Genomic DNA, 18,245 nt, shown 5'->3' on the forward strand with positions numbered 1-18,245 from the left:
TTCCAGTAATCACTCAACGGAGAGTCGCCATGATTCCTGGAACCAAGATCCCCAGGGCCCTGATCGCCGTCGCCGAAGGGGTCGACGATTTGCAGGCCGTCACCCTGATCGATGTGCTGCGCCGGGCCCAGGTCGAAGTCGTCGTGGCGAGTATCGAAGGGCGACGGATGCTGACCTGTGCCCGCGGTACACGCCTGACGGCCGATGGCATGTTGGTGGACATGCTGGTGCAGGACTTTGACCTGATCGTCCTGCCGGGCGGCATCGTCGGTGCCCAGCACCTGGCGGCCCATCAGCCCCTGCAACAGTTGGTCAAGGACCAGGCCGCCGCCGGACGTTTCTTCGCCGCCATCGCCGAAGCGCCGGCGTTGGCGCTGCAGGCGTTTGGCGTGCTGCGCCAGCGGCGTATGACCTGCCTGCCCGCCGTCAGCCAGCAACTGTCCGGTTGCAGTTTCGTCGATCAACCCGTAGTGGTGGATGGCAACTGCGTCACCGCCCAGGGCTCGGCGGCTGCCCTGGCGTTTGCCTTGACGCTGGTGGAACAGCTCAGTGGCAAAGGTGTGCGCGCCGTGGTGGCGGCGGAGTTGCTGGCCTGACTGACATCGGGCACTGTCTTTCAGACCTGCGCAATTACCTTGAACACTCACCTCACCCCGAAGTCGTACCCCTTATGACGGCGGTTTTTCAAAACGCCGCGTGTACGACCAACCGTGAGGTGTTCCATGAGCGCGACCCTGTCCGAAGCGACGCCGGCGTCCTTTGTCCGCCATCCGATCCGTCTGACACTCAATGGGCAAGTGCATGAGTTGCAGGTGTTGCCCTGGACCACATTGCTGGACCTGTTGCGCGAGCAGTTGGATCTGGTGGGCAGCAAGAAAGGCTGTGACCATGGCCAATGCGGTGCGTGTACCGTGCTGCGCGATGGCAAGCGTATCAACGCGTGCCTGACCCTGGCCGTGATGTGCGACGGCGTTGAGCTGACCACCATTGAAGGCTTGGCCGATGGCGATCGATTGCACCCTTTGCAGCAGGCTTTCATCAAGCACGACGCCTTCCAGTGTGGATACTGCACGCCTGGGCAGATCTGTTCGGCGGTGGGGCTGGTCAACGAGGGGAGGGCGCAGACGAGCGCCCACATCAGCGAGCTGATGAGTGGCAATCTTTGCCGATGCGGCGCCTACAACAATATCCGTGACGCCATCGAAGAGGCGCTCCCGCAGTGCCAGCAACAAGGGGATAACCAATGAACCCCTTCCACTACAGCAAGCCCGACACCGTGCAGGCGGCCATTGATTTGTCGAGTCCCACTTCGCGCTTCATCGCCGGGGGCACCAACCTGCTGGACCTGATGAAAGAAAACCTCACCCGCCCCGGACACCTGATTGACATTACCGGCCTGCCCCTGGCGGACCTCAGTGAAACCCCTTCCGGCGGCGTGATGATAGGTGCCTTGGTGAGCAATGCCGACCTGGCCTGGCATCCGTGGATCGAGCGTCGTTATCCGCTGTTGTCCCAGGCGATCCTGGCGGGCGCCTCGCCGCAGCTGCGCAACATGGCCAGTACCGGCGGCAACCTGCTGCAACGGACCCGCTGTTATTACTTCTATGACGCCAACGTGCCCTGCAACAAGCGCAGGCCCGGCAGTGGCTGTCCGGCGCGGGATGGACTGAACCGGATCCATGCGATTTTCGGCGCGAGCGATCATTGCGTTGCGACTCACCCTTCCGACATGTGTGTCGCACTGGCCGCCCTCGAGGCGGTGGTCCATGTCCTTGGCCGGGGCGGGGCGCGGACCATCGAGTTCGCCGACTTCCACCGCCTGCCCGGCGATGCACCGGAGCGGGACAATCAATTGGCCGATGATGAGCTGATCACCGCCATCGAATTGCCTGCCGCCGGTTTTGCCGAACACAGCCATTACCTGAAGATTCGGGACCGGGCTTCCTACGCGTTTGCGCTGGTTTCCGTGGCGGCGGCGCTGGAGCTGGATGGGCCGGTCATCCGCCAGGCGCGCCTGGCCCTGGGGGGCGTGGCCCACAAACCCTGGCGCGACCGGGCCGTGGAGAGTTGGCTGGTGGGCCAGACCGTCAGCCGCGAAACCTTCACGACCGCCGCCGATGCCCTGCTGCAAAACGCCGAGCCGTTGGCACACAACGGCTTCAAGGTCAGGCTGGCGCGCCGGGCGATCGTTCGCGCCTTGAGCGATGCCGCACTGGGAGGAGAAGCCAGATGAATGCACCGAACAAACCCATGGGGCAGCCGCTGGACCGGGTCGATGGCCTGCTCAAGGTGACGGGCCGGGCCCGTTATGCGGGCGAATACCCTGAGGAAGGCTTGCTGCACGGCAGCGTCGTGTCCGGTACTGTCGCTCGTGGCCGCGTGGTGCGCATCGATGCCTCCCGAGCCCTGGCGCTGCCCGGCGTGGTCGCGGTGATCGATCACACCAACCGGCCCAGGATCGCCAGCTATGACGAACCCTACCAGGATGCCGACGCGGCGGACGGTTCGCCGTTCCGGCCGTTGTACAACGACCAGGTGCTCTACAGTGGTCAGCCGCTGGCCTTGGTGGTTGCGGACAATCTCGAACTGGCCCATTACGCCGGTTCACTCATTGAAATCGAATATGAAGCCCAAGATCATCAGACCGATCTGACCATTTTGCAAAACGAAGCCCATCCGGCGCCGGCCGAACTGCCCAAGCCCCGTGGGAATTTTCAGGGTGAGTACGCCAGTTCTGCGATCAGCCTGGATGTCTCCTACAGCACCCCTGTGGAACATCACAACCCGATGGAGCCTCACGCCAGTACGGTGCTGTATCGACCTGATGGCAGCCTGCACATCCATGACAAGACCCAGGGCACGCAAAACTGCCAGGCCTACGTGCAAAAAGTGTTCGGGCTCGAGAAAGAACAGGTGCGCGTATTCGCCGCGTTTGTCGGCGGTGCCTTCGGTTCCGGGCTGAGGCCGCAATACCAACTGCCCCTGGCGGTGATGGCCGCGCTGGCGCTCAAGCGCTCGATACGGGTCAGCCTGACGCGCCAGCAAATGTTCACCTTCGGTTATCGGCCGCGGACCTTCCAGCGCCTGCAACTGGGCGCCGCGGCCAATGGACGGTTGCTGGCCGTGGCCCACACCGCCATCGGCCAGACGTCGCGCTTTGAAGATTTCACCGAGCACGTGGTGGAGTGGAGCGGCATGCTCTATCACTGCGACAACGTGGAGTTGACCTACAAACTGGTGCCGCTGGATGTCTATACGCCGCTGGACATGCGTGCGCCTGGCGCAGCTCTCGGGTTGATCGGCCTGGAGTGTGCCATGGACGAGCTGGCCTGTGCCTTGGCGATCGATCCGCTCCAGTTGCGGTTGATCAACTATGCCGAGCGTAACGAGAACGAAGGCAAGCCGTATTCCAGCAAGGCGTTGCGCGAATGCTATGCCGAAGGTGCCCGGCGCTTCGGCTGGGACAAGCGCAACCCGGAGCCGCGCAGCATGCGCACGGGCCGGCAACTGGTGGGCTGGGGCATGGCGGGCGGTGTCTGGGAAGCCATGCAGCAGAAGGCCAGTGCCCAGGCTTCGCTGGAGGCGGATGGCAAGCTGACCGTCAGCAGTGCCACCACGGACATCGGCACCGGCACCTACACCGTCATGACTCAGATCGCCGCCGAGGCGTCAGGGGTTGCCCTGGACGATGTCCGGTTCATCCTCGGCGATTCATCGCTGCCTACCGCACCGTTGCAAGGTGGCTCGTTCACCGTCTCGTCGGTGGGCACGGCGGTGCAACAGGCGTGTGAAGCCCTGAAGGAAAAACTGCTGGCCGTGGCCCGACAGACTTGTCCGGCCTTCAGCGGTGCGACCCTTGAGCAAGTGACATTTGCCGACGGTCAGTTGCGCTTGGGCGATGCCTGCGTGTCGTTGGCCGAGTTGGCTCGAAACAGTGGCGAGACACCGTTGCAGGCCCAGGTGACCGCCGAGCCGGACAAGAAACGCCAAGCCTATGCCACGGCCACGCACTCCGCGGTATTCGTCGAAGTGTGGGTGGACGAGGACTTGGGGACGGTGAAGGTCAATCGGGTGGTCAGTGCCATTGCGGCGGGACGGGTGATCAACCCGAAAACGTCCCGCAGCCAGATCCTGGGCGGTGTGGTCTGGGGCGTCGGCATGGCGTTGCACGAAGAGACCCTGACCGACCATGGCCTGGGGCGCCACATGAATCACAACCTTGCCGAATACCACGTGCCGGTGAATGCCGATATCGGTGACATCGATGTGGTTTTCGTCGAAGAGCCGGACGACATCGTGAACGCTCTGGGTTCCAAGGGCGTCGGTGAAATCGGTATCGTCGGCGTGGCGGCAGCGGTGGCCAATGCGATTTATCACGCCACCGGCAAGCGGGTCCGGGACTTTCCCATCACCCTGGATAAGCTGCTTTAGCGTCGTCCACCGGCTCATGCATCCGGTCGCGGTTGGCCAGGGTCGGGAACAGTTTGATCCAGGCCCCGGTCACCAACAGCGTACCGACACCGCCCATGACCACCGCCGGCACTGTGCCGAACCAGTGGGCGGTCAGGCCGGATTCGAATTCACCCAGCTGGTTCGACGCGCCGATGAACAACCCGTTCACCGCGCTGACCCGGCCGCGCATCTCATCCGGTGTTTCCAACTGCACGAAGGACGCGCGGATCACCATGCTGATCATGTCCGCCGCGCCCAGCACCACCAGCACCGCCAGGGAAAACCAGAACGACGTGGAGAGGCCGAACGCAATGGTGGCGACGCCGAACACGCCCACGGCGGTGAACATCACCCGGCCCACCTGGCGTTCCACGGCGAACCGTGCCAACCACAGCGACATCAGCAGGGCACCTACCGCCGGGGCCGAGCGCAGCAGGCCCAGGCCCCAGGGGCCGGTGAGCAGGATGTCCTTGGCGAACACCGGCAGCAGCGCCGTCGCGCCGCCCAGCAGGACCGCGAACAGATCCAGGGAAATGGCGCCGAGAATGTCCGGACGGCTGCGGATGAAACGAATCCCGGCCAGCAACGAATCCAGGGTCGCCTTGCCTTTGTTCAGCGGCGTCTGACGAGCGGGCAGGTTGAGCATCAGGCAGCAGGCGATGAGGTAGAGCACCACGGTCGGCCCATAAACCCAGACGCTGCCGAAGGCATACAGCAGGCCGCCGAGGGCCGGGGCGACGATGGTCGCCGATTGCTGGGCCGATTGCGCGGCGGCCACGGCACGGGGAAACAGGGCGGCTGGCACAATGCTCGGCAACAGTGCCTGGGTGGTCGGCATTTCGAAGGAGCGGGCGGCGCCCAGCAGGAAGGCGAGGATGAAGATCATCTCCCGCGTGACGTTGTCGGTGGCGCTACCGATCACCAGCGCCAGGGCGATCATCGCCTGCAAAGACTGGCAGAGGGCCGCGACCTTGCGCCGGTCATAGCGGTCCGCTACATGCCCGGTGTGCAACATGAACAGCACCCGCGGCGCGAACTCCACCAGCCCGACGAGGCCCAGGTCCAGGACATTGCCGGTCAGTTGATAGAGGTTCCAGCCGATGGCGACGGTGAGCATCTGAAAGCCGCTGGCGGTGAAGATCCGGGCCAGCCAGAAGGCGATGAAGGGGCGGTGGTGACGGAGCAGCGTGGGCGCTTGGCTGGGCATCGATGACGGATCCACTGATGAAGGCAGCGAGATTATCACCGAGCTGTAACTGGAAGTTGCGACCAGCGAAAAAATAGTTAGCCAGACATCGACCTATGGGTAGAACACCGAATTTCTTTTGGGAGCAAAGCTTGCTCGCGATGCTGTTCGAAGTATCCCTGAGACCTAGGTGTCTGCATCGCGGGCAAGCCATGCTTCCACAGATTTGAGCACAGCCAAGCTGCAACAGCGTTGCCAGCCACTGAGTCAACCTGTCACGCGACAAAAGACCACGCCGTTCATCGGCCAGAATGCGACTACTCTTTGAACATTGCTTGACCCAGATCAATGCCGTCCGAGGCGTTGGCCTGGCGGCCATTCGGCCAGATACCTGCGTCGTGACGGTTTTAAAAAGAACGATTTGAAAGGCATCGCACTCCATATCCGAGGGGGCAGCGATGCAGGCCCCGCCCGCAGCCGGTTTTACCTGACAGAGGAAGACTTATGTTCGGTTTGGAGGCGCTCGATCTCGCCCGGATCCAGTTCGCATTCACGATCTCGTTCCACATCCTGTTTCCGGCTATCACCATCGGCCTGGCGAGTTACCTGGCGGTACTCGAAGGCCTGTGGCTCAAGACCCGCGACGATACCTACCGCGATCTGTACCACTTCTGGTCGAAGATATTTGCCGTCAACTTCGGCATGGGGGTGGTGTCCGGATTGGTGATGGCCTATCAGTTCGGCACCAACTGGAGCCGTTTCTCGGACTTCGCCGGCGCCGTCACCGGACCGCTGCTGACCTACGAAGTACTCACGGCGTTCTTCCTCGAAGCGGGTTTTCTCGGCGTGATGTTGTTCGGTTGGAGTCGGGTCGGCCGAGGCCTGCACTTCTTTTCCACGGTCATGGTGGCGATAGGCACATTGATCTCGACATTCTGGATCCTGTCTTCCAACAGCTGGATGCAGACGCCCCAGGGCTATGAAATCGTCGATGGCCGGGTCATACCGGTGGACTGGCTGGCGGTGGTCTTCAACCCTTCGTTTCCTTACCGCCTGTTGCATATGTCCATCGCGGCGTTTGTCGCCACGGCGTTCTTCGTCGGCTCATCGGCCGCCTGGCATTTGTTGCGCGGGCGCGATACCCCGGCCATCCGCCGGATGCTGTCGATGGCGATGTGGATGGCATTGCTGGTAGCGCCGGTACAGGCAGTGATCGGCGACTTCCATGGCCTCAATACCCTCAAGCATCAACCAGCGAAGATCGCGGCCATCGAAGGCCATTGGGAAAACGTCGGCAACGAGCCCACGCCGCTGATCCTGTTCGGACTGCCGGACATGAAGGCGGAGAAGACCCGCTTCGCCGTGGAAATTCCTTACCTGGGCAGCCTGATCCTGACCCATAGCCTGGACAAGCAGGTGCCGGCCCTCAAGGAATTCCCGCCCGAGGACCGACCGAATTCGACCATCGTGTTCTGGTCGTTCCGGGTCATGGTGGGCCTGGGCCTGCTGATGATTTTCACCGGCCTGTGCAGCCTCTGGTTGCGCCGCAACGACCGGCTCTATCAATCGCGGCCGTTTCTCCACCTGGTGCTATGGATGGGCCCGTCCGGTCTGGTCGCGATCCTGGCCGGCTGGTTCACCACCGAGATCGGTCGCCAACCGTGGGTGGTCTACGGCCTGATGCGTACGGCCGATGCGTCGTCGGGGCATAGTTTCACTCAGATGAGTATCACCCTGGTGTTGTTCGTCGTGGTCTATTTCGCGCTGTTCGGTGCCGGCCTGAGCTACATGATGCGCCTGGTGCGCAAGGGGCCGGTGGCCCACGAGGCCGAGCCGACCGATGGCGGCCCGGGCCAGAAACGTACCCCGGCGCGGCCACTGTCGGCCGCCAACGAGGGCGACGAAGAGATGGACCACAACGACCGCTCGAACAAGGGGAATTGAGTCATGGGTATTGATCTTCCGCTGATCTGGGCCGTGGTCATCATCTTCGGCATCATGATGTACGTGATCATGGACGGTTTCGACCTGGGAATCGGCATTCTCTTCCCCTTCATCAGGGGCGAGCGCGACCGCGACGTGATGATGAATACCGTGGCACCGGTCTGGGACGGTAATGAAACCTGGCTGGTGCTCGGCGGTGCCGGCCTGTTCGGGGCGTTTCCACTGGCCTACTCGGTGGTGCTGTCGGCGCTGTATCTGCCGCTGATCCTGATGCTCATCGGCCTGATTTTTCGTGGTGTCGCCTTCGAGTTCCGCTTCAAGGCCAAGGCTGAAAAGCGACATCTCTGGGACAAGGCGTTCATTGGTGGTTCGTTGACGGCCACTTTCTTCCAGGGCGTGGCGCTGGGCGCGTTCATCGATGGATTCCAGGTGGTCAATCGCCAGTTCGCCGGCGGGTCCCTGGACTGGCTCACGCCGTTCACCATGTTCTGCGGCCTGGCGTTGATCGCAGCCTATGCCTTGCTCGGGTGTACCTGGCTGATCATGAAGACCGAGGGCAAACTGCAGGAGCAGATGCACGACCTCGCCAGGCCGCTGGCGTTCGTGGTGCTGGCGGTGATCGGCATCGTCAGCCTCTGGACACCGCTGGCCCACGCCGATATCGCCGCGCGCTGGTTCACCCTGCCGAACCTGTTCTGGTTCCTGCCGGTGCCGATCCTGGTACTGGTGACCATGTACGGGTTATTCCGCGCGGTCGCCCGCAACGCGCACTACACGCCGTTCATCCTGACGCTGGTGCTGATATTCCTCGGCTACAGTGGCCTGGGCATCAGCCTGTGGCCGAACATCGTGCCACCATCCATCTCAATCTGGGACGCCGCCTCGCCGCCCCAGAGCCAGGGGTTCATGTTGGTGGGTACGCTGTTCATCATTCCGTTGATCCTGGTGTACACCTTCTGGAGCTACTACGTGTTCCGCGGCAAGGTGACCCATGACGACGGCTACCATTGATCGAGCTGCGAGGTATTGAAATGGCCAAGCCGGACTTGAAGGACATCGAAGCCGCCGAACGCAAGCCGCTCTGGCAGCGTCTCGGTTGGCTGGCGGGAATCTGGATGGGGAGCGTGCTGGCGCTGTTCATCGTCGCCAGCCTGATGCGGATGTTCATGAATGCTGCGGGGCTGACGACTCACTGAGAAGGTAGTCGTGTGCGCAATGGCGTTGCCGATTGAGTGTCTGGACTGAAGTTAGCCCTGCTTGAATGCCTGAATCAGAGTTGCGGTGGAAAGCAGCAGTCGCAGCGGGCTATTTGTCGATGGTACGAAACCAAGCTTGTTCTGATAGTAATCGGCGGCATCCAAGTCTTTGGCGTCGACAACGATAAACGCCACACCTGATTGCTTGGAAACCGCATACACGCGTCGGAAGAAATCAGACATCAGCCGCTGGCCAAGCCCTTTTCTCCTCATACTCTTGTCAACAGCCAGGCGACTCAGCAGCACCGCCGGCATGGGATACCGAGGCACCTTCTTTCTTTGCTCTTCGTTGAGTTCACTGAGGGCCACAGAGGTATTCGCCAAGCTATAGTAGCCTCGCAATACTCTGTCTTCGACGTACATGAATGTGCGTGAGATATTGCGTTTCTCGTCTTGCCCAGCATGTTGGGCGATATATGTGTTTAAAGCGGGGTGTACTTCGCAGTCAAACGCAGAGCGATCAATCGACCTGTCGAAATCGACGGTGATGAAATCCATTGAAAGCCCTCACCGCAAGGTAAGCAGATTGCGAAGAGCCTCAGTGGGCTCTGGAGGGTTGTCGAGCAATTGATATGCAGTGTCGGCATCAAGCCGGGTCATCCCCTCGACATCAAAATCAAGAGCCTTTTCTTCATGCGCGACAGAGCGGACGGCCAATGCAGCAACTACCCTCTTGAGTTCTGCCAGCTCGCGCTCAACGTCCGACAAGTGAAGCGCACGTACTGAGCGCCCCTTAGGTATCCCATGCCCCAATATTCGACCAGCGAGGCTTTGCGTGGCATGCCGCTCAACCACGGCATCAGCATTTGACAGGAAAGCCGTTACCCGACCGTCCTTGTCTCGGATGGTAATCGAGGTCTTTTTGCCCGCTGCAAGCCGCGTAGTTTTCCGTTGAGCTGGTTTGTTCACGCTGTACCCTCTAAATATGCTCTGGACTCTAGCATATTTCGCTTGAGGCTTAATTCCTTGCCTTCAAACAACAATGGCAAATTATTTCCGAGCCTTGAGAATCACGAACTTCGGCGTGGCGGCCACTTGCTCGACGCTGCGGAATAGCCGCGCCAGTTTGCTGTGATAGCCCAGGTGCCGGTTGCCGACGATGTACAGCGCACCGCCGACCACCAGCGCTTCACGAGCCTGCTGGAACATCCGCCAGGCCAGGAAGTCGCCCACCACCTGCTGTTGATGGAACGGTGGATTGCACAGCACCACGTCCAGCGACTGTGCTTGTTGCCCGGACAGGCCGTCGCCGGCCCGTACGGTGACCTCGCGCTCGCCCAGGGCCGCTCGCCAGTTCTGCGCGGCCGATTGCACGGCCATGAAGGACTCGTCCACCAACGTGTAATGGGCTTCGGGGTTGCGCAGGGCGCTGGCAATGGCCAGCACGCCGTTGCCGCAGCCCAGGTCAGCGACCCGGGCTGTCCCCAGGTTTGTGGGCAGATGCGGCAAAAACGCCCGGGTGCCGATGTCCAGTCCTTCGCGGCAGAACACATTGGCGTGGTTGAGCAATTCAATCTTCGGCTCGTCCAGCCAGTAGCGGGTGGGGTAGGGTGATACCTGCGGGGCTGACGAGGCGGCTTGCGGCGTGGCGATCAACAGGCGAGCCTTCTTGACCGCCAGCGAGGCCTGCACCGGACCGATGTAACGCTCCAACAGGTCGCCGGCCGCCCGTGGCAGGTGCTTGATCATCGCGCCCGCCACCACTTGGGCGCCGGGGGCCAGTTGGCCTTGCAGGCGAATCAGTTGTTCTTCCAGCAGGGCCAGGGTCTTTGGCACTTTGATCAGGACGCGGTCGAAGGGCCCGGTCAACGGTTCACTGGCCGGGAGTGTCGGCACCGCATCGAAGGGGCGTCCGTTACGGACCAGATTTTTCTGCAATGCTTGCAAGGCCAGGAACGAGTCGCTGCTGCTGATTACTTCAACCTGGCCGGCCAGGTTGGCGGCGAGGGCACCGAAACCGTCATTGAGCACCAGGACCCGAGTATTTGCAGCCGGTCGCTGTTCGGCCAGATGGGCGAGCAGGTACTCATCGGCTGCATCGAAAGCTTGCAGCGGTTCGTTCGGTTGTTCGGGTTGGCGGATCAGATCGAGTTGAGCGAAGGGGCTGGCAAGCAAAGGCATGGTGGGGACTCTGGCAATCGACGAATGTCCCGCTGCCCTGAGGCAGGTGTTTCAGCGGGGCCGCTTGAATGAACTGCATCGTGCTGAGGACGACATCATTCAAGTGGGGCCGTGATGGTACTTTTTTTTGCTGTGCAATACCCAAGGGTTTTCAAAGTCGAGGAGGCCGATCCGTATCAGATCACGTGGATGTGAGCTGCCTTGGCCACGGCTGAAATCTTATTGTTGACGTTCAGCTTTCGCATGCAACTGCAGACATGAAAGTTCACCGTACGTTCGGATAGACACAGTATCCTGCCGACTTCCGACGCGGTCTTCCCTTCGGCTGACCATCTCAGGACTTCGATTTCCCTCGGTGACAAATGGTATTTCTGCGTGGTCGTAGTGGTGTCTGCCATTTTCTTGCTCGCCAGCGCATGCAGCCTTTGACTGGCGAAGATGGCGTAACCCAGGTTCCCATAATGCTCCTCGATATCGATAGGGCTATGAGTCCGAGCGAGGCTGAACAGGCTGCAATAACCCCCGTGTTCGTCATGAACGGCCTGTGTCCAACCATACCGCAGACCTTGTCGATTCAGTTCGAGCCATAACTTCGGAGCCTGGGCAAAAAGGCTCTCATCCCAAAGAATGGGAAGAGGCGATTGATTGCAGTGTGCTACTACCGGGTCGCAGGAGGCATAACCATTCTGTTCATATAACCTGTCCCAGCCATAGGGGTAGTTATTCAGGTTCACCTTGTTGGCATGTTTATCCGGACTGCCGAGATAAGACGCAAATGCGCAGAATTCAAAGCCTTGATTATTAAAGAAATTCAGGACCAGGCGATAGGCTGTCTGCAGGTCTTTTTCGCAAGATAACTTCCTTAACTGTAAGTCCTTCCACTTGTCCATCGTCTTCTCCTGGATTGACGTTCAGCGGCGTGGATCCAATATGCTGCGAAAGGACAGTGTAGGACTTTTCCTACGCGGTAGTTAGAATTTTTAATTTCACAGATTACGGACGGTACTTACGAAAATACCGCGTAGAGTTGGTCCTGTTACAAGGTTCTCATGTTTGTATAGCTTTGGTAGATGTTTCAAACAGTGAATAGAACAGTAGTAATTAAAATGCCACTACTCTTTGTCGGTGGTTAATGCGCGCACTTTGCGGGACACTGTGATCCTCGTCCCTTTGGAGTGGCTCATGACCGACAGCGCAGAGAAGTTCACCCGTCAGACCCTGATGGACGTGCAACCATTGACCTCCCATTTGTTTACCTTGCGCACCACCCGGGATCGTGGCTTTCGTTTCCGGGCGGGGCAGTTCGCCCGTTTGGGGGTGGCCAAGGCGGACGGTAATACTGTCTGGAGGGCCTATTCCATGGTGTCTTCGCCGTTCGACGAGTTTCTCGAATTTTTTTCCATCGTCGTTCCGGATGGCGAGTTCACCAGTGAACTCAGCCGTTTGAAACCGGATGACAGCCTGTTGGTAGATCGCCAGGCATTTGGTTACCTGACGCTTGACCGCTTCGTTGATGGACGGGATTTATGGCTACTGTCCACCGGGACGGGAGTGGCGCCGTTTCTTTCGATTCTCCAGGATTTCGAGGTATGGGAAAGATTCGAGCGGATTACCCTCGTGTACAGTGTTCGCGAGGCCAAGGAGCTGGCGTATCAGGCACTTATTGATGGGTTGGGCCAGCGCGATTACCTGGCCGAGCACGCCCACAAGTTTCGTTTTATCGCAACCGTGACCCGGGAGCAGCATCCCGGGGCATTGAACGGACGTATCACGACGCTGCTGGAAAATGGCGAGTTGGAGCGAGCGGCGGGGGTCACGCTGACGCCGGAGCATTCGCGGGTCATGTTGTGCGGCAATCCGCAGATGATCGATGACACGCGCAAGCTGCTCAAGGCCAGGGGCCTGCAACTGAGCCTTTCCCGGCGGCCGGGCCAGGTGGCGGTGGAAAACTATTGGTAGGCCAGTGCCAGCAGGAAGCTTGTGGCGAGGGAGCTTGCTCCCGCCGGGCTGCGCAGCAGCCCCAAGTCAGGGCTGCTGATAGACAGTGTTCAATTGACGAACCACCTCAGCAAATAGCGCTCAGGACCTTTCGTTCTGGGCCTTGAGCAGGTCGCGAATCTCACTCAGCAACAGTTCTTCCTTGCTGGGAACTGGTGGCGCACTCGGGGCAACGGCCTCTTCACGCTTGAGACGGTTGATTGCCTTGACGCCCATGAAGATGGCGAACGCAACGATGATGAAATCGATGGTGCTCTGGATGAATTTGCCGTAGGCCAGCACCACCGCCGGTGTGTCACCTTGGGCAGCCTTGAGGGTGATGGCCAGGTCACTGAAGTCCACCCCGCCAATCAGCAGGCCGATTGGCGGCATGACCACGTCGCCAACAAATGACGAAACGATTTTGCCGAAAGCGGCGCCGATGATGATCCCGACGGCCATGTCGACGACATTGCCTTTGACCGCGAAGGCCTTGAACTCGCTTAACATGCCCATGAATGGTTCCTTGTGACAAATGAGTTGAGTGGCAGTGTAATCCAGTCAAACGCACCTCGCTCGACACGTCTACTTACAAAGCTCCCCAGCTATCGACCTGGCTTCCCGCTAAAGGTTTACAAAGTGCTATCAATCGCGCGTGATACCCGGTTTCAAGTGGGCTCCCTATAAGGTTTTCTCTATCAGTGCGGTATGGCATTTCTATTTAGGTTTTGCTTTTTCGAGCACTAGCCTCTGACAAGCGCACATGGATGCGCTCTATAACATCAGAGGAAATTCTATGAACACTTCCCTTGGCGGCGGGACTCTTCCCCAACGTCGCGCCCTTTTTGTGCTGACCGCTGGCCTGCTGTCTTTTTCCGTCAACGCTGCCACCCTGACCCGCGATAACGGGGCCGCTGTCGGCGACAACCAGAACTCGCAGACGGCAGGCCCCAATGGGCCGACTTTGCTGCAGGACGTGCAGCTGATCCAGAAACTCCAGCGTTTCGATCGTGAGCGCATTCCCGAGCGCGTGGTGCATGCCCGTGGCACCGGTGCCCATGGCACCTTTACCGTGTCCAACGACCTCAGTGATCTGACCAAGGCGAAGGTCTTTGCGGCAGGGCAGGTCACTCCCGTATTCGTGCGTTTTTCTGCCGTGGTGCATGGCAATCATTCGCCGGAAACCCTGCGTGACCCCCGTGGTTTTGCCACCAAGTTCTACACGGCCGACGGTAACTGGGACCTGGTTGGGAACAACTTCCCGACCTTCTTCATTCGCGACGCCATCAAGTTTCCGGACATGGTCCATGCCTTCAAACCCGATCCACGGACCAACCTGGACGACGATTCACGTCGTTTCGACTTCTTCTCCCATGTACCAGAAGCAACTCGGACACTGACCGAGTTGTACTCAAACTCCGGTACTCCGGCGAGTTACCGTGAAATGGACGGTAATGGCGTGCATGCCTACAAGTTGGTGAATGCCAAGGGCGAAGTTCATTACGTCAAGTTCCATTGGAAAAGTCTGCAGGGCCTGAAGAATCTCGATCCGAAAGAAGTTGTGAAGGTTCAAGGGCAGGATTACAGCCACATGACCAACGACTTGGTCAGCCATATCAATAAGGGTGACTTTCCGAAGTGGGACTTGTATGTCCAGGTCCTGAACCCGCAGGACTTGTCCAAGTTCGATTTCGACCCGCTGGATGCCACCAAGATCTGGCCGGGCGTGCCTGAGCGTAAAGTCGGGCAAATGGTCTTGAACCGCAATCCGGCCAATGTCTTCCAGGAAACCGAACAGGTGGCGATGGCCCCGGCCAATCTGGTTCCCGGTATCGAGCCTTCGGAAGATCGTCTGTTGCAGGGCCGGGTGTTTTCCTATGCCGATACGCAAATGTACCGGATAGGCGCCAATGCCCTGCAATTGCCGATCAACGCCCCCAAGGTGGCGGTGAACACCGGTAACCAGGACGGCGCGATGAACCCGGGGAGCACCAGCACCGGGGTGAATTACCAGCCGAGCCGCCTGATGCCCCGCGAGGAGCTGCAATCGGCGCGCTACAGCCAGACCGCGTTGAGCGGCAGTACCCAGCAGGCGAAGATCCAGCGCGAGCAGAACTTCAAGCAGGCCGGCGACCTGTACCGCTCGTTCAGCCAGAAGGAGCGCAATGACCTGATCGAAAGCTTCGGCGGCTCATTGGCCACCACCGATGACGAGAGCAAGCACATCATCCTGTCGTTCCTCTACAAGGCCGACCCGGAATATGGCACTGGCGTGGCCCGTGTCGCCAAGGGTGACCTGGCCCGCGTCAAGGCGCTGGCGGAAAAACTGACCGACTGATCCATAGGTCAGGTACATGCCCTGTGGGAGCAAGGTCTGCTCCCACAGTCCTGTGTCAAAAGGAGGCACCGTGATGCGTTATTTCCTGTGTTCGTTGCTTGCCACCTGGTCATTGGCCGCGTTGGCCGATCAGTCCCTGCCGACCGATCCGGCAGTTGTACAAGAAGAGCTGCAAACCTATTACTTCGATGCCGCCCGTCGGGGTGATGTGTCCATGCTCGATGCCTTTATCGACGCTCATTACTCGCTCAATACCCAGGACGAAAAGGGCTACACCGCCCTGATCCTGGCGGCTTACCACGGTCACGGCCCTGCGGTGGAGCGGCTGCTGGCCGCGGGGGCCGATGCCTGTGTCCAGGACAAGCGCGGCAACACGGCGTTGATGGGGGCCATTTTCAAGGGGGAAGTGCAGATCGCGCGGCGCCTGTTATCCACCGATTGCAGCCCGGATCAGCGCAACGGCGCCGGGCAGACCGCCGCCATGTATGCCGGCCTGTTCAACCGTGTCGAGCTGCTCGATGCCTTGAAGGCCAAGGGCGCCGACATGGACGCTGCGGACCCGTTGGGCAATACGGCGGCGAATCTGGCCAGCGGTGAAATCAGAATGCCGGCCCCGCGCTGACCCTCGCCTGGGCTATCATCGCGGTTTTTCTCCCGGAGTTCAGATGGCCAAGGCAAAGCGCATGTACGGCTGCACCGAGTGCGGCTCGACCTTTCCCAAATGGGCCGGCCAGTGCGGTGAGTGCGGCGCCTGGAACACCTTGACCGAAACCATGGTGGAAAGTGGCGCTGCCGCGGCGCCCACCGGACGCACCGGGTGGGCCGGCCAGCAGGCGCAGATCAAGACCCTGGCCGAAGTCAGCGTCGAGGAGATCCCGCGATTTTCCACCGCGTCCGGTGAACTGGACCGTGTGTTGGGTGGCGGTCTGGTGGACGGCTCGGTGGTCTTGATCGGCGGCGACCCAGGGATTGGCAAATCCACCATCCTGCTGCAAACCTTGTGCAACATCGCCACGCGCATGCCGGCGCTGTACGTCACTGGCGAAGAGTCTCAGCAGCAAGTCGCCATGCGTGCCCGGCGCCTGGGGCTGCCCCAGGATCAGTTGCGGGTCATGACCGAAACCTGCATCGAAACCATCATCGCCACGGCGCGCCTGGAAAAGCCCAAGGTGATGGTGATCGACTCGATCCAGACGATTTTCACCGAACAGTTGCAATCGGCGCCGGGCGGTGTGTCCCAGGTGCGTGAAAGCGCGGCGTTGTTGGTGCGTTACGCCAAGCAGAGCGGCACGGCGATTTTCCTGGTGGGTCATGTCACCAAAGAAGGCGCGCTGGCGGGGCCGCGGGTGCTGGAGCATATGGTCGATACCGTGTTGTATTTCGAGGGCGAGTCCGATGGGCGCCTGCGGTTGTTGCGGGCGGTGAAGAATCGCTTTGGCGCCGTGAATGAGCTGGGTGTGTTCGGTATGACCGACAGGGGCCTGAAAGAAGTCTCCAATCCTTCGGCAATTTTTTTGACGCGTGCCCAGGAAGAAGTACCGGGCAGCGTGGTCATGGCGACCTGGGAAGGCACTCGACCAATGTTGGTGGAGGTGCAGGCGCTGGTGGATGACAGTCACCTGGCGAACCCGCGCCGGGTCACCCTGGGGCTGGATCAGAACCGGCTCGCGATGCTACTGGCCGTACTGCATCGGCACGGCGGCATTCCTACCCACGACCAGGACGTTTTTCTCAATGTGGTGGGCGGCGTGAAGGTACTGGAAACCGCCTCCGACCTGGCGTTGATGGCAGCGGTCATGTCCAGCCTGCGCAATCGACCGTTGCCCCATGACCTGCTGGTATTCGGTGAAGTCGGCCTGTCGGGCGAAGTCCGGCCGGTGCCCAGCGGGCAGGAGCGACTCAAGGAGGCAGCCAAGCATGGCTTCAAGCGCGCTATCGTGCCCAAGGGCAACGCACCGAAGGAAGCGCCGCAGGGGTTGCAGATCATTGCCGTGACGCGGTTGGAGCAGGCGTTGGATGCGTTGTTTGAGTAAACAAAGGCTGTGCAGTGGCCTTTGTGTGGGTTTTTTGTGGCAAGGGGATTTATCCCCGCTGGGCTGCATGGCAGCCCTCAACAGGCCTGGTCGATTTTAAACCTGAATCAACGCCGCCAATTCCCGCTCCAGCTCATCATGATCGGCCAGGTTCAGCTCCACCAGCCGACGCAGGTGGGCGATGGAGTCGAGGTCGATATGCTCGCAGACGAAGCCCAGGTGGTCGTGGTCGTCGTGGGCCAACCGAACCTCCATCCTCAACTTCACGTCATTGCCCAGGTGGATGTTGGCGACGAAGGTTTTTTCAGGATTGCCCTGCCAGGGTTCGGGCTTTTCGATCAACAGGCCCTTCAGGGACAGGTCCAGCAATTCCACTGGCCAAGTGTATGGGGGCTGGCTCAGTTCGGTCCTGGCATGAAACTCGATTCGTACGAAGCGGCGGCGTTCGCTCATTGCCCAATCCCTCTGAAGATTCACTGACTATAGACCCAACTGGCGCGTCGCTGGCACCGTTTGGCCGATGACAGACGAATGTCGGGTATGGCCTTTGCTGCCGTTAGAGCTAAACTTCGGTGGCTGTCTTTCTTGTCCACCCCTGGCTGGAATATAAAAATGAAAAACAATAATAGCCTGCTGCGCCATCTGCCCTGGCTCCTGCTGGCCGTTGTAGGAGCGTGCGCCCTGGGCGTAGTGGCCTTGCGCCGAGGCGAGGCGATCAACGCCCTCTGGATCGTCGTCGCAGCCGTGGCCATCTACCTGGTCGCCTATCGCTACTACAGCCTCTTCATCGCCAACAACGTGATGCAACTCGATGCGCGCCGGGCCACCCCTGCCGTGCTCAACAACGATGGCCTGGACTTCGTCCCGACCAACAAGCACATCCTCTTCGGTCACCACTTCGCCGCCATTGCCGGCGCGGGGCCGCTGGTCGGGCCGGT

At 60.2% G+C, this 18,245-nt stretch carries 19 protein-coding genes; 12 read left to right on the forward strand and 7 right to left on the reverse strand.

The features are described 5' to 3' along the window. Positions 1-29 precede the first annotated feature (29 nt). The 4 genes from FBY02_RS24345 to FBY02_RS24360 all read left to right on the forward strand — a co-directional run bounded on the left by FBY02_RS24345 (position 30) and on the right by FBY02_RS24360 (position 4,431). Entirely contained in the window at positions 30-596 is a 567-nt protein-coding gene (locus tag FBY02_RS24345; protein ID WP_144930654.1) for a DJ-1 family glyoxalase III, read from the forward strand. A gap of 126 nt (positions 597-722) precedes the next feature. After that, on the forward strand, positions 723-1,247 hold the full coding sequence (locus tag FBY02_RS24350; RefSeq protein ID WP_144930656.1) for a (2Fe-2S)-binding protein: 525 nt from the start codon (positions 723-725) through the stop codon (positions 1,245-1,247). Continuing rightward, the gene (locus FBY02_RS24355) at positions 1,244-2,233 is read left to right on the forward strand and encodes a xanthine dehydrogenase family protein subunit M (RefSeq protein ID WP_144930658.1); all 990 of its coding nucleotides are present in this window, start codon (positions 1,244-1,246) and stop codon (positions 2,231-2,233) included. Before FBY02_RS24350 ends, FBY02_RS24355 begins: the two co-directional genes overlap by 4 nt. Further along, positions 2,230-4,431, forward strand: a complete 2,202-nt coding sequence (locus FBY02_RS24360) for a xanthine dehydrogenase family protein molybdopterin-binding subunit (protein ID WP_144930660.1) — start codon at positions 2,230-2,232, stop codon at positions 4,429-4,431. The genes FBY02_RS24355 and FBY02_RS24360 overlap by 4 nt, the downstream gene beginning before the upstream one ends. Here the strand turns inward: FBY02_RS24360 and FBY02_RS24365 are convergent. Next, entirely contained in the window at positions 4,409-5,659 is a 1,251-nt protein-coding gene (locus tag FBY02_RS24365; RefSeq protein ID WP_144930662.1) for an MFS transporter, read from the reverse strand. The two genes, FBY02_RS24360 and FBY02_RS24365, sit on opposite strands and share 23 nt — an antisense overlap. 483 nt (positions 5,660-6,142) lie before the next feature. Here FBY02_RS24365 and FBY02_RS24370 point away from each other — a divergent pair, with 483 nt between their 5' ends. From FBY02_RS24370 to FBY02_RS24380, 3 genes are read left to right on the forward strand one after another with little or no spacing between them, the layout of a single operon-like run. Next, a complete protein-coding gene (locus tag FBY02_RS24370) occupies positions 6,143-7,582 on the forward strand; it encodes a cytochrome ubiquinol oxidase subunit I (protein ID WP_144930664.1) in 1,440 nt (479 codons plus the stop codon). 3 nt (positions 7,583-7,585) lie between these two features. Next, positions 7,586-8,593 (forward strand): cytochrome d ubiquinol oxidase subunit II, encoded by a 1,008-nt coding sequence (cydB, locus tag FBY02_RS24375; RefSeq protein WP_144930666.1) that lies wholly within the window; start codon positions 7,586-7,588, stop codon positions 8,591-8,593. A 20-nt stretch (positions 8,594-8,613) separates the two neighbouring features. Next, positions 8,614-8,778 carry a DUF2474 domain-containing protein gene (locus FBY02_RS24380; RefSeq protein ID WP_081993294.1) on the forward strand — a complete coding sequence of 55 codons (165 nt, stop codon included), beginning with the start codon at positions 8,614-8,616 and terminating at the stop codon, positions 8,776-8,778. 51 nt (positions 8,779-8,829) lie between these two features. On the opposite strand, the gene FBY02_RS24385 is transcribed toward FBY02_RS24380, so the two are convergent. From FBY02_RS24385 to FBY02_RS24400, 4 genes are all read right to left on the reverse strand, one after another. Then, a complete protein-coding gene (locus tag FBY02_RS24385) occupies positions 8,830-9,336 on the reverse strand; it encodes a GNAT family N-acetyltransferase (protein ID WP_144930669.1) in 507 nt (168 codons plus the stop codon). Between the two features lie 9 nt (positions 9,337-9,345). Continuing rightward, positions 9,346-9,747 carry a hypothetical protein gene (locus FBY02_RS24390; RefSeq protein WP_144930670.1) on the reverse strand — a complete coding sequence of 134 codons (402 nt, stop codon included), beginning with the start codon at positions 9,745-9,747 and terminating at the stop codon, positions 9,346-9,348. Positions 9,748-9,828: 81 nt separating this feature from the next. Continuing rightward, positions 9,829-10,959, reverse strand: coding sequence for a class I SAM-dependent methyltransferase (locus FBY02_RS24395; protein WP_144930672.1), 1,131 nt, complete (start codon positions 10,957-10,959; stop codon positions 9,829-9,831). Positions 10,960-11,135: 176 nt separating this feature from the next. Then, positions 11,136-11,849, reverse strand: coding sequence for an autoinducer binding domain-containing protein (locus FBY02_RS24400; RefSeq protein WP_144930674.1), 714 nt, complete (start codon positions 11,847-11,849; stop codon positions 11,136-11,138). A 292-nt stretch (positions 11,850-12,141) separates the two neighbouring features. Here FBY02_RS24400 and FBY02_RS24405 point away from each other — a divergent pair, with 292 nt between their 5' ends. Beyond that, positions 12,142-12,918, forward strand: a complete 777-nt coding sequence (locus FBY02_RS24405; RefSeq protein WP_144930676.1) for a ferredoxin--NADP reductase — start codon at positions 12,142-12,144, stop codon at positions 12,916-12,918. Between the two features lie 120 nt (positions 12,919-13,038). Here the strand turns inward: FBY02_RS24405 and mscL are convergent, their stop codons facing one another. Continuing rightward, complete coding sequence (gene mscL, locus FBY02_RS24410) at positions 13,039-13,452, reverse strand: large-conductance mechanosensitive channel protein MscL (protein WP_144930678.1); 414 nt, start codon at positions 13,450-13,452, stop codon at positions 13,039-13,041. Positions 13,453-13,732: 280 nt separating this feature from the next. Here mscL and katB point away from each other — a divergent pair, with 280 nt between their 5' ends. From katB to radA, 3 genes are all read left to right on the forward strand, one after another. After that, entirely contained in the window at positions 13,733-15,274 is a 1,542-nt protein-coding gene (gene katB, locus FBY02_RS24415; protein ID WP_144930680.1) for a catalase KatB, read from the forward strand. A 73-nt stretch (positions 15,275-15,347) separates the two neighbouring features. Next, complete coding sequence (locus tag FBY02_RS24420) at positions 15,348-15,896, forward strand: ankyrin repeat domain-containing protein (RefSeq protein ID WP_144930682.1); 549 nt, start codon at positions 15,348-15,350, stop codon at positions 15,894-15,896. Between the two features lie 43 nt (positions 15,897-15,939). Beyond that, positions 15,940-17,307 (forward strand): DNA repair protein RadA, encoded by a 1,368-nt coding sequence (gene radA, locus FBY02_RS24425; RefSeq protein WP_144930684.1) that lies wholly within the window; start codon positions 15,940-15,942, stop codon positions 17,305-17,307. A gap of 96 nt (positions 17,308-17,403) precedes the next feature. On the opposite strand, the gene FBY02_RS24430 is transcribed toward radA, so the two are convergent. Then, the gene (locus FBY02_RS24430; RefSeq protein WP_144930686.1) at positions 17,404-17,760 is read right to left on the reverse strand and encodes a PilZ domain-containing protein; all 357 of its coding nucleotides are present in this window, start codon (positions 17,758-17,760) and stop codon (positions 17,404-17,406) included. Positions 17,761-17,919: 159 nt separating this feature from the next. Between FBY02_RS24430 and FBY02_RS24435 the strand changes: the two genes are divergently transcribed. Further along, on the forward strand, positions 17,920-18,245 hold a 326-nt coding region (locus FBY02_RS24435; protein WP_306085256.1), incomplete at its 3' end, for a carbon starvation CstA family protein.

The organism is Pseudomonas sp. SJZ078, assembly GCF_007828255.1.
GTDB lineage: Bacteria > Pseudomonadota > Gammaproteobacteria > Pseudomonadales > Pseudomonadaceae > Aquipseudomonas.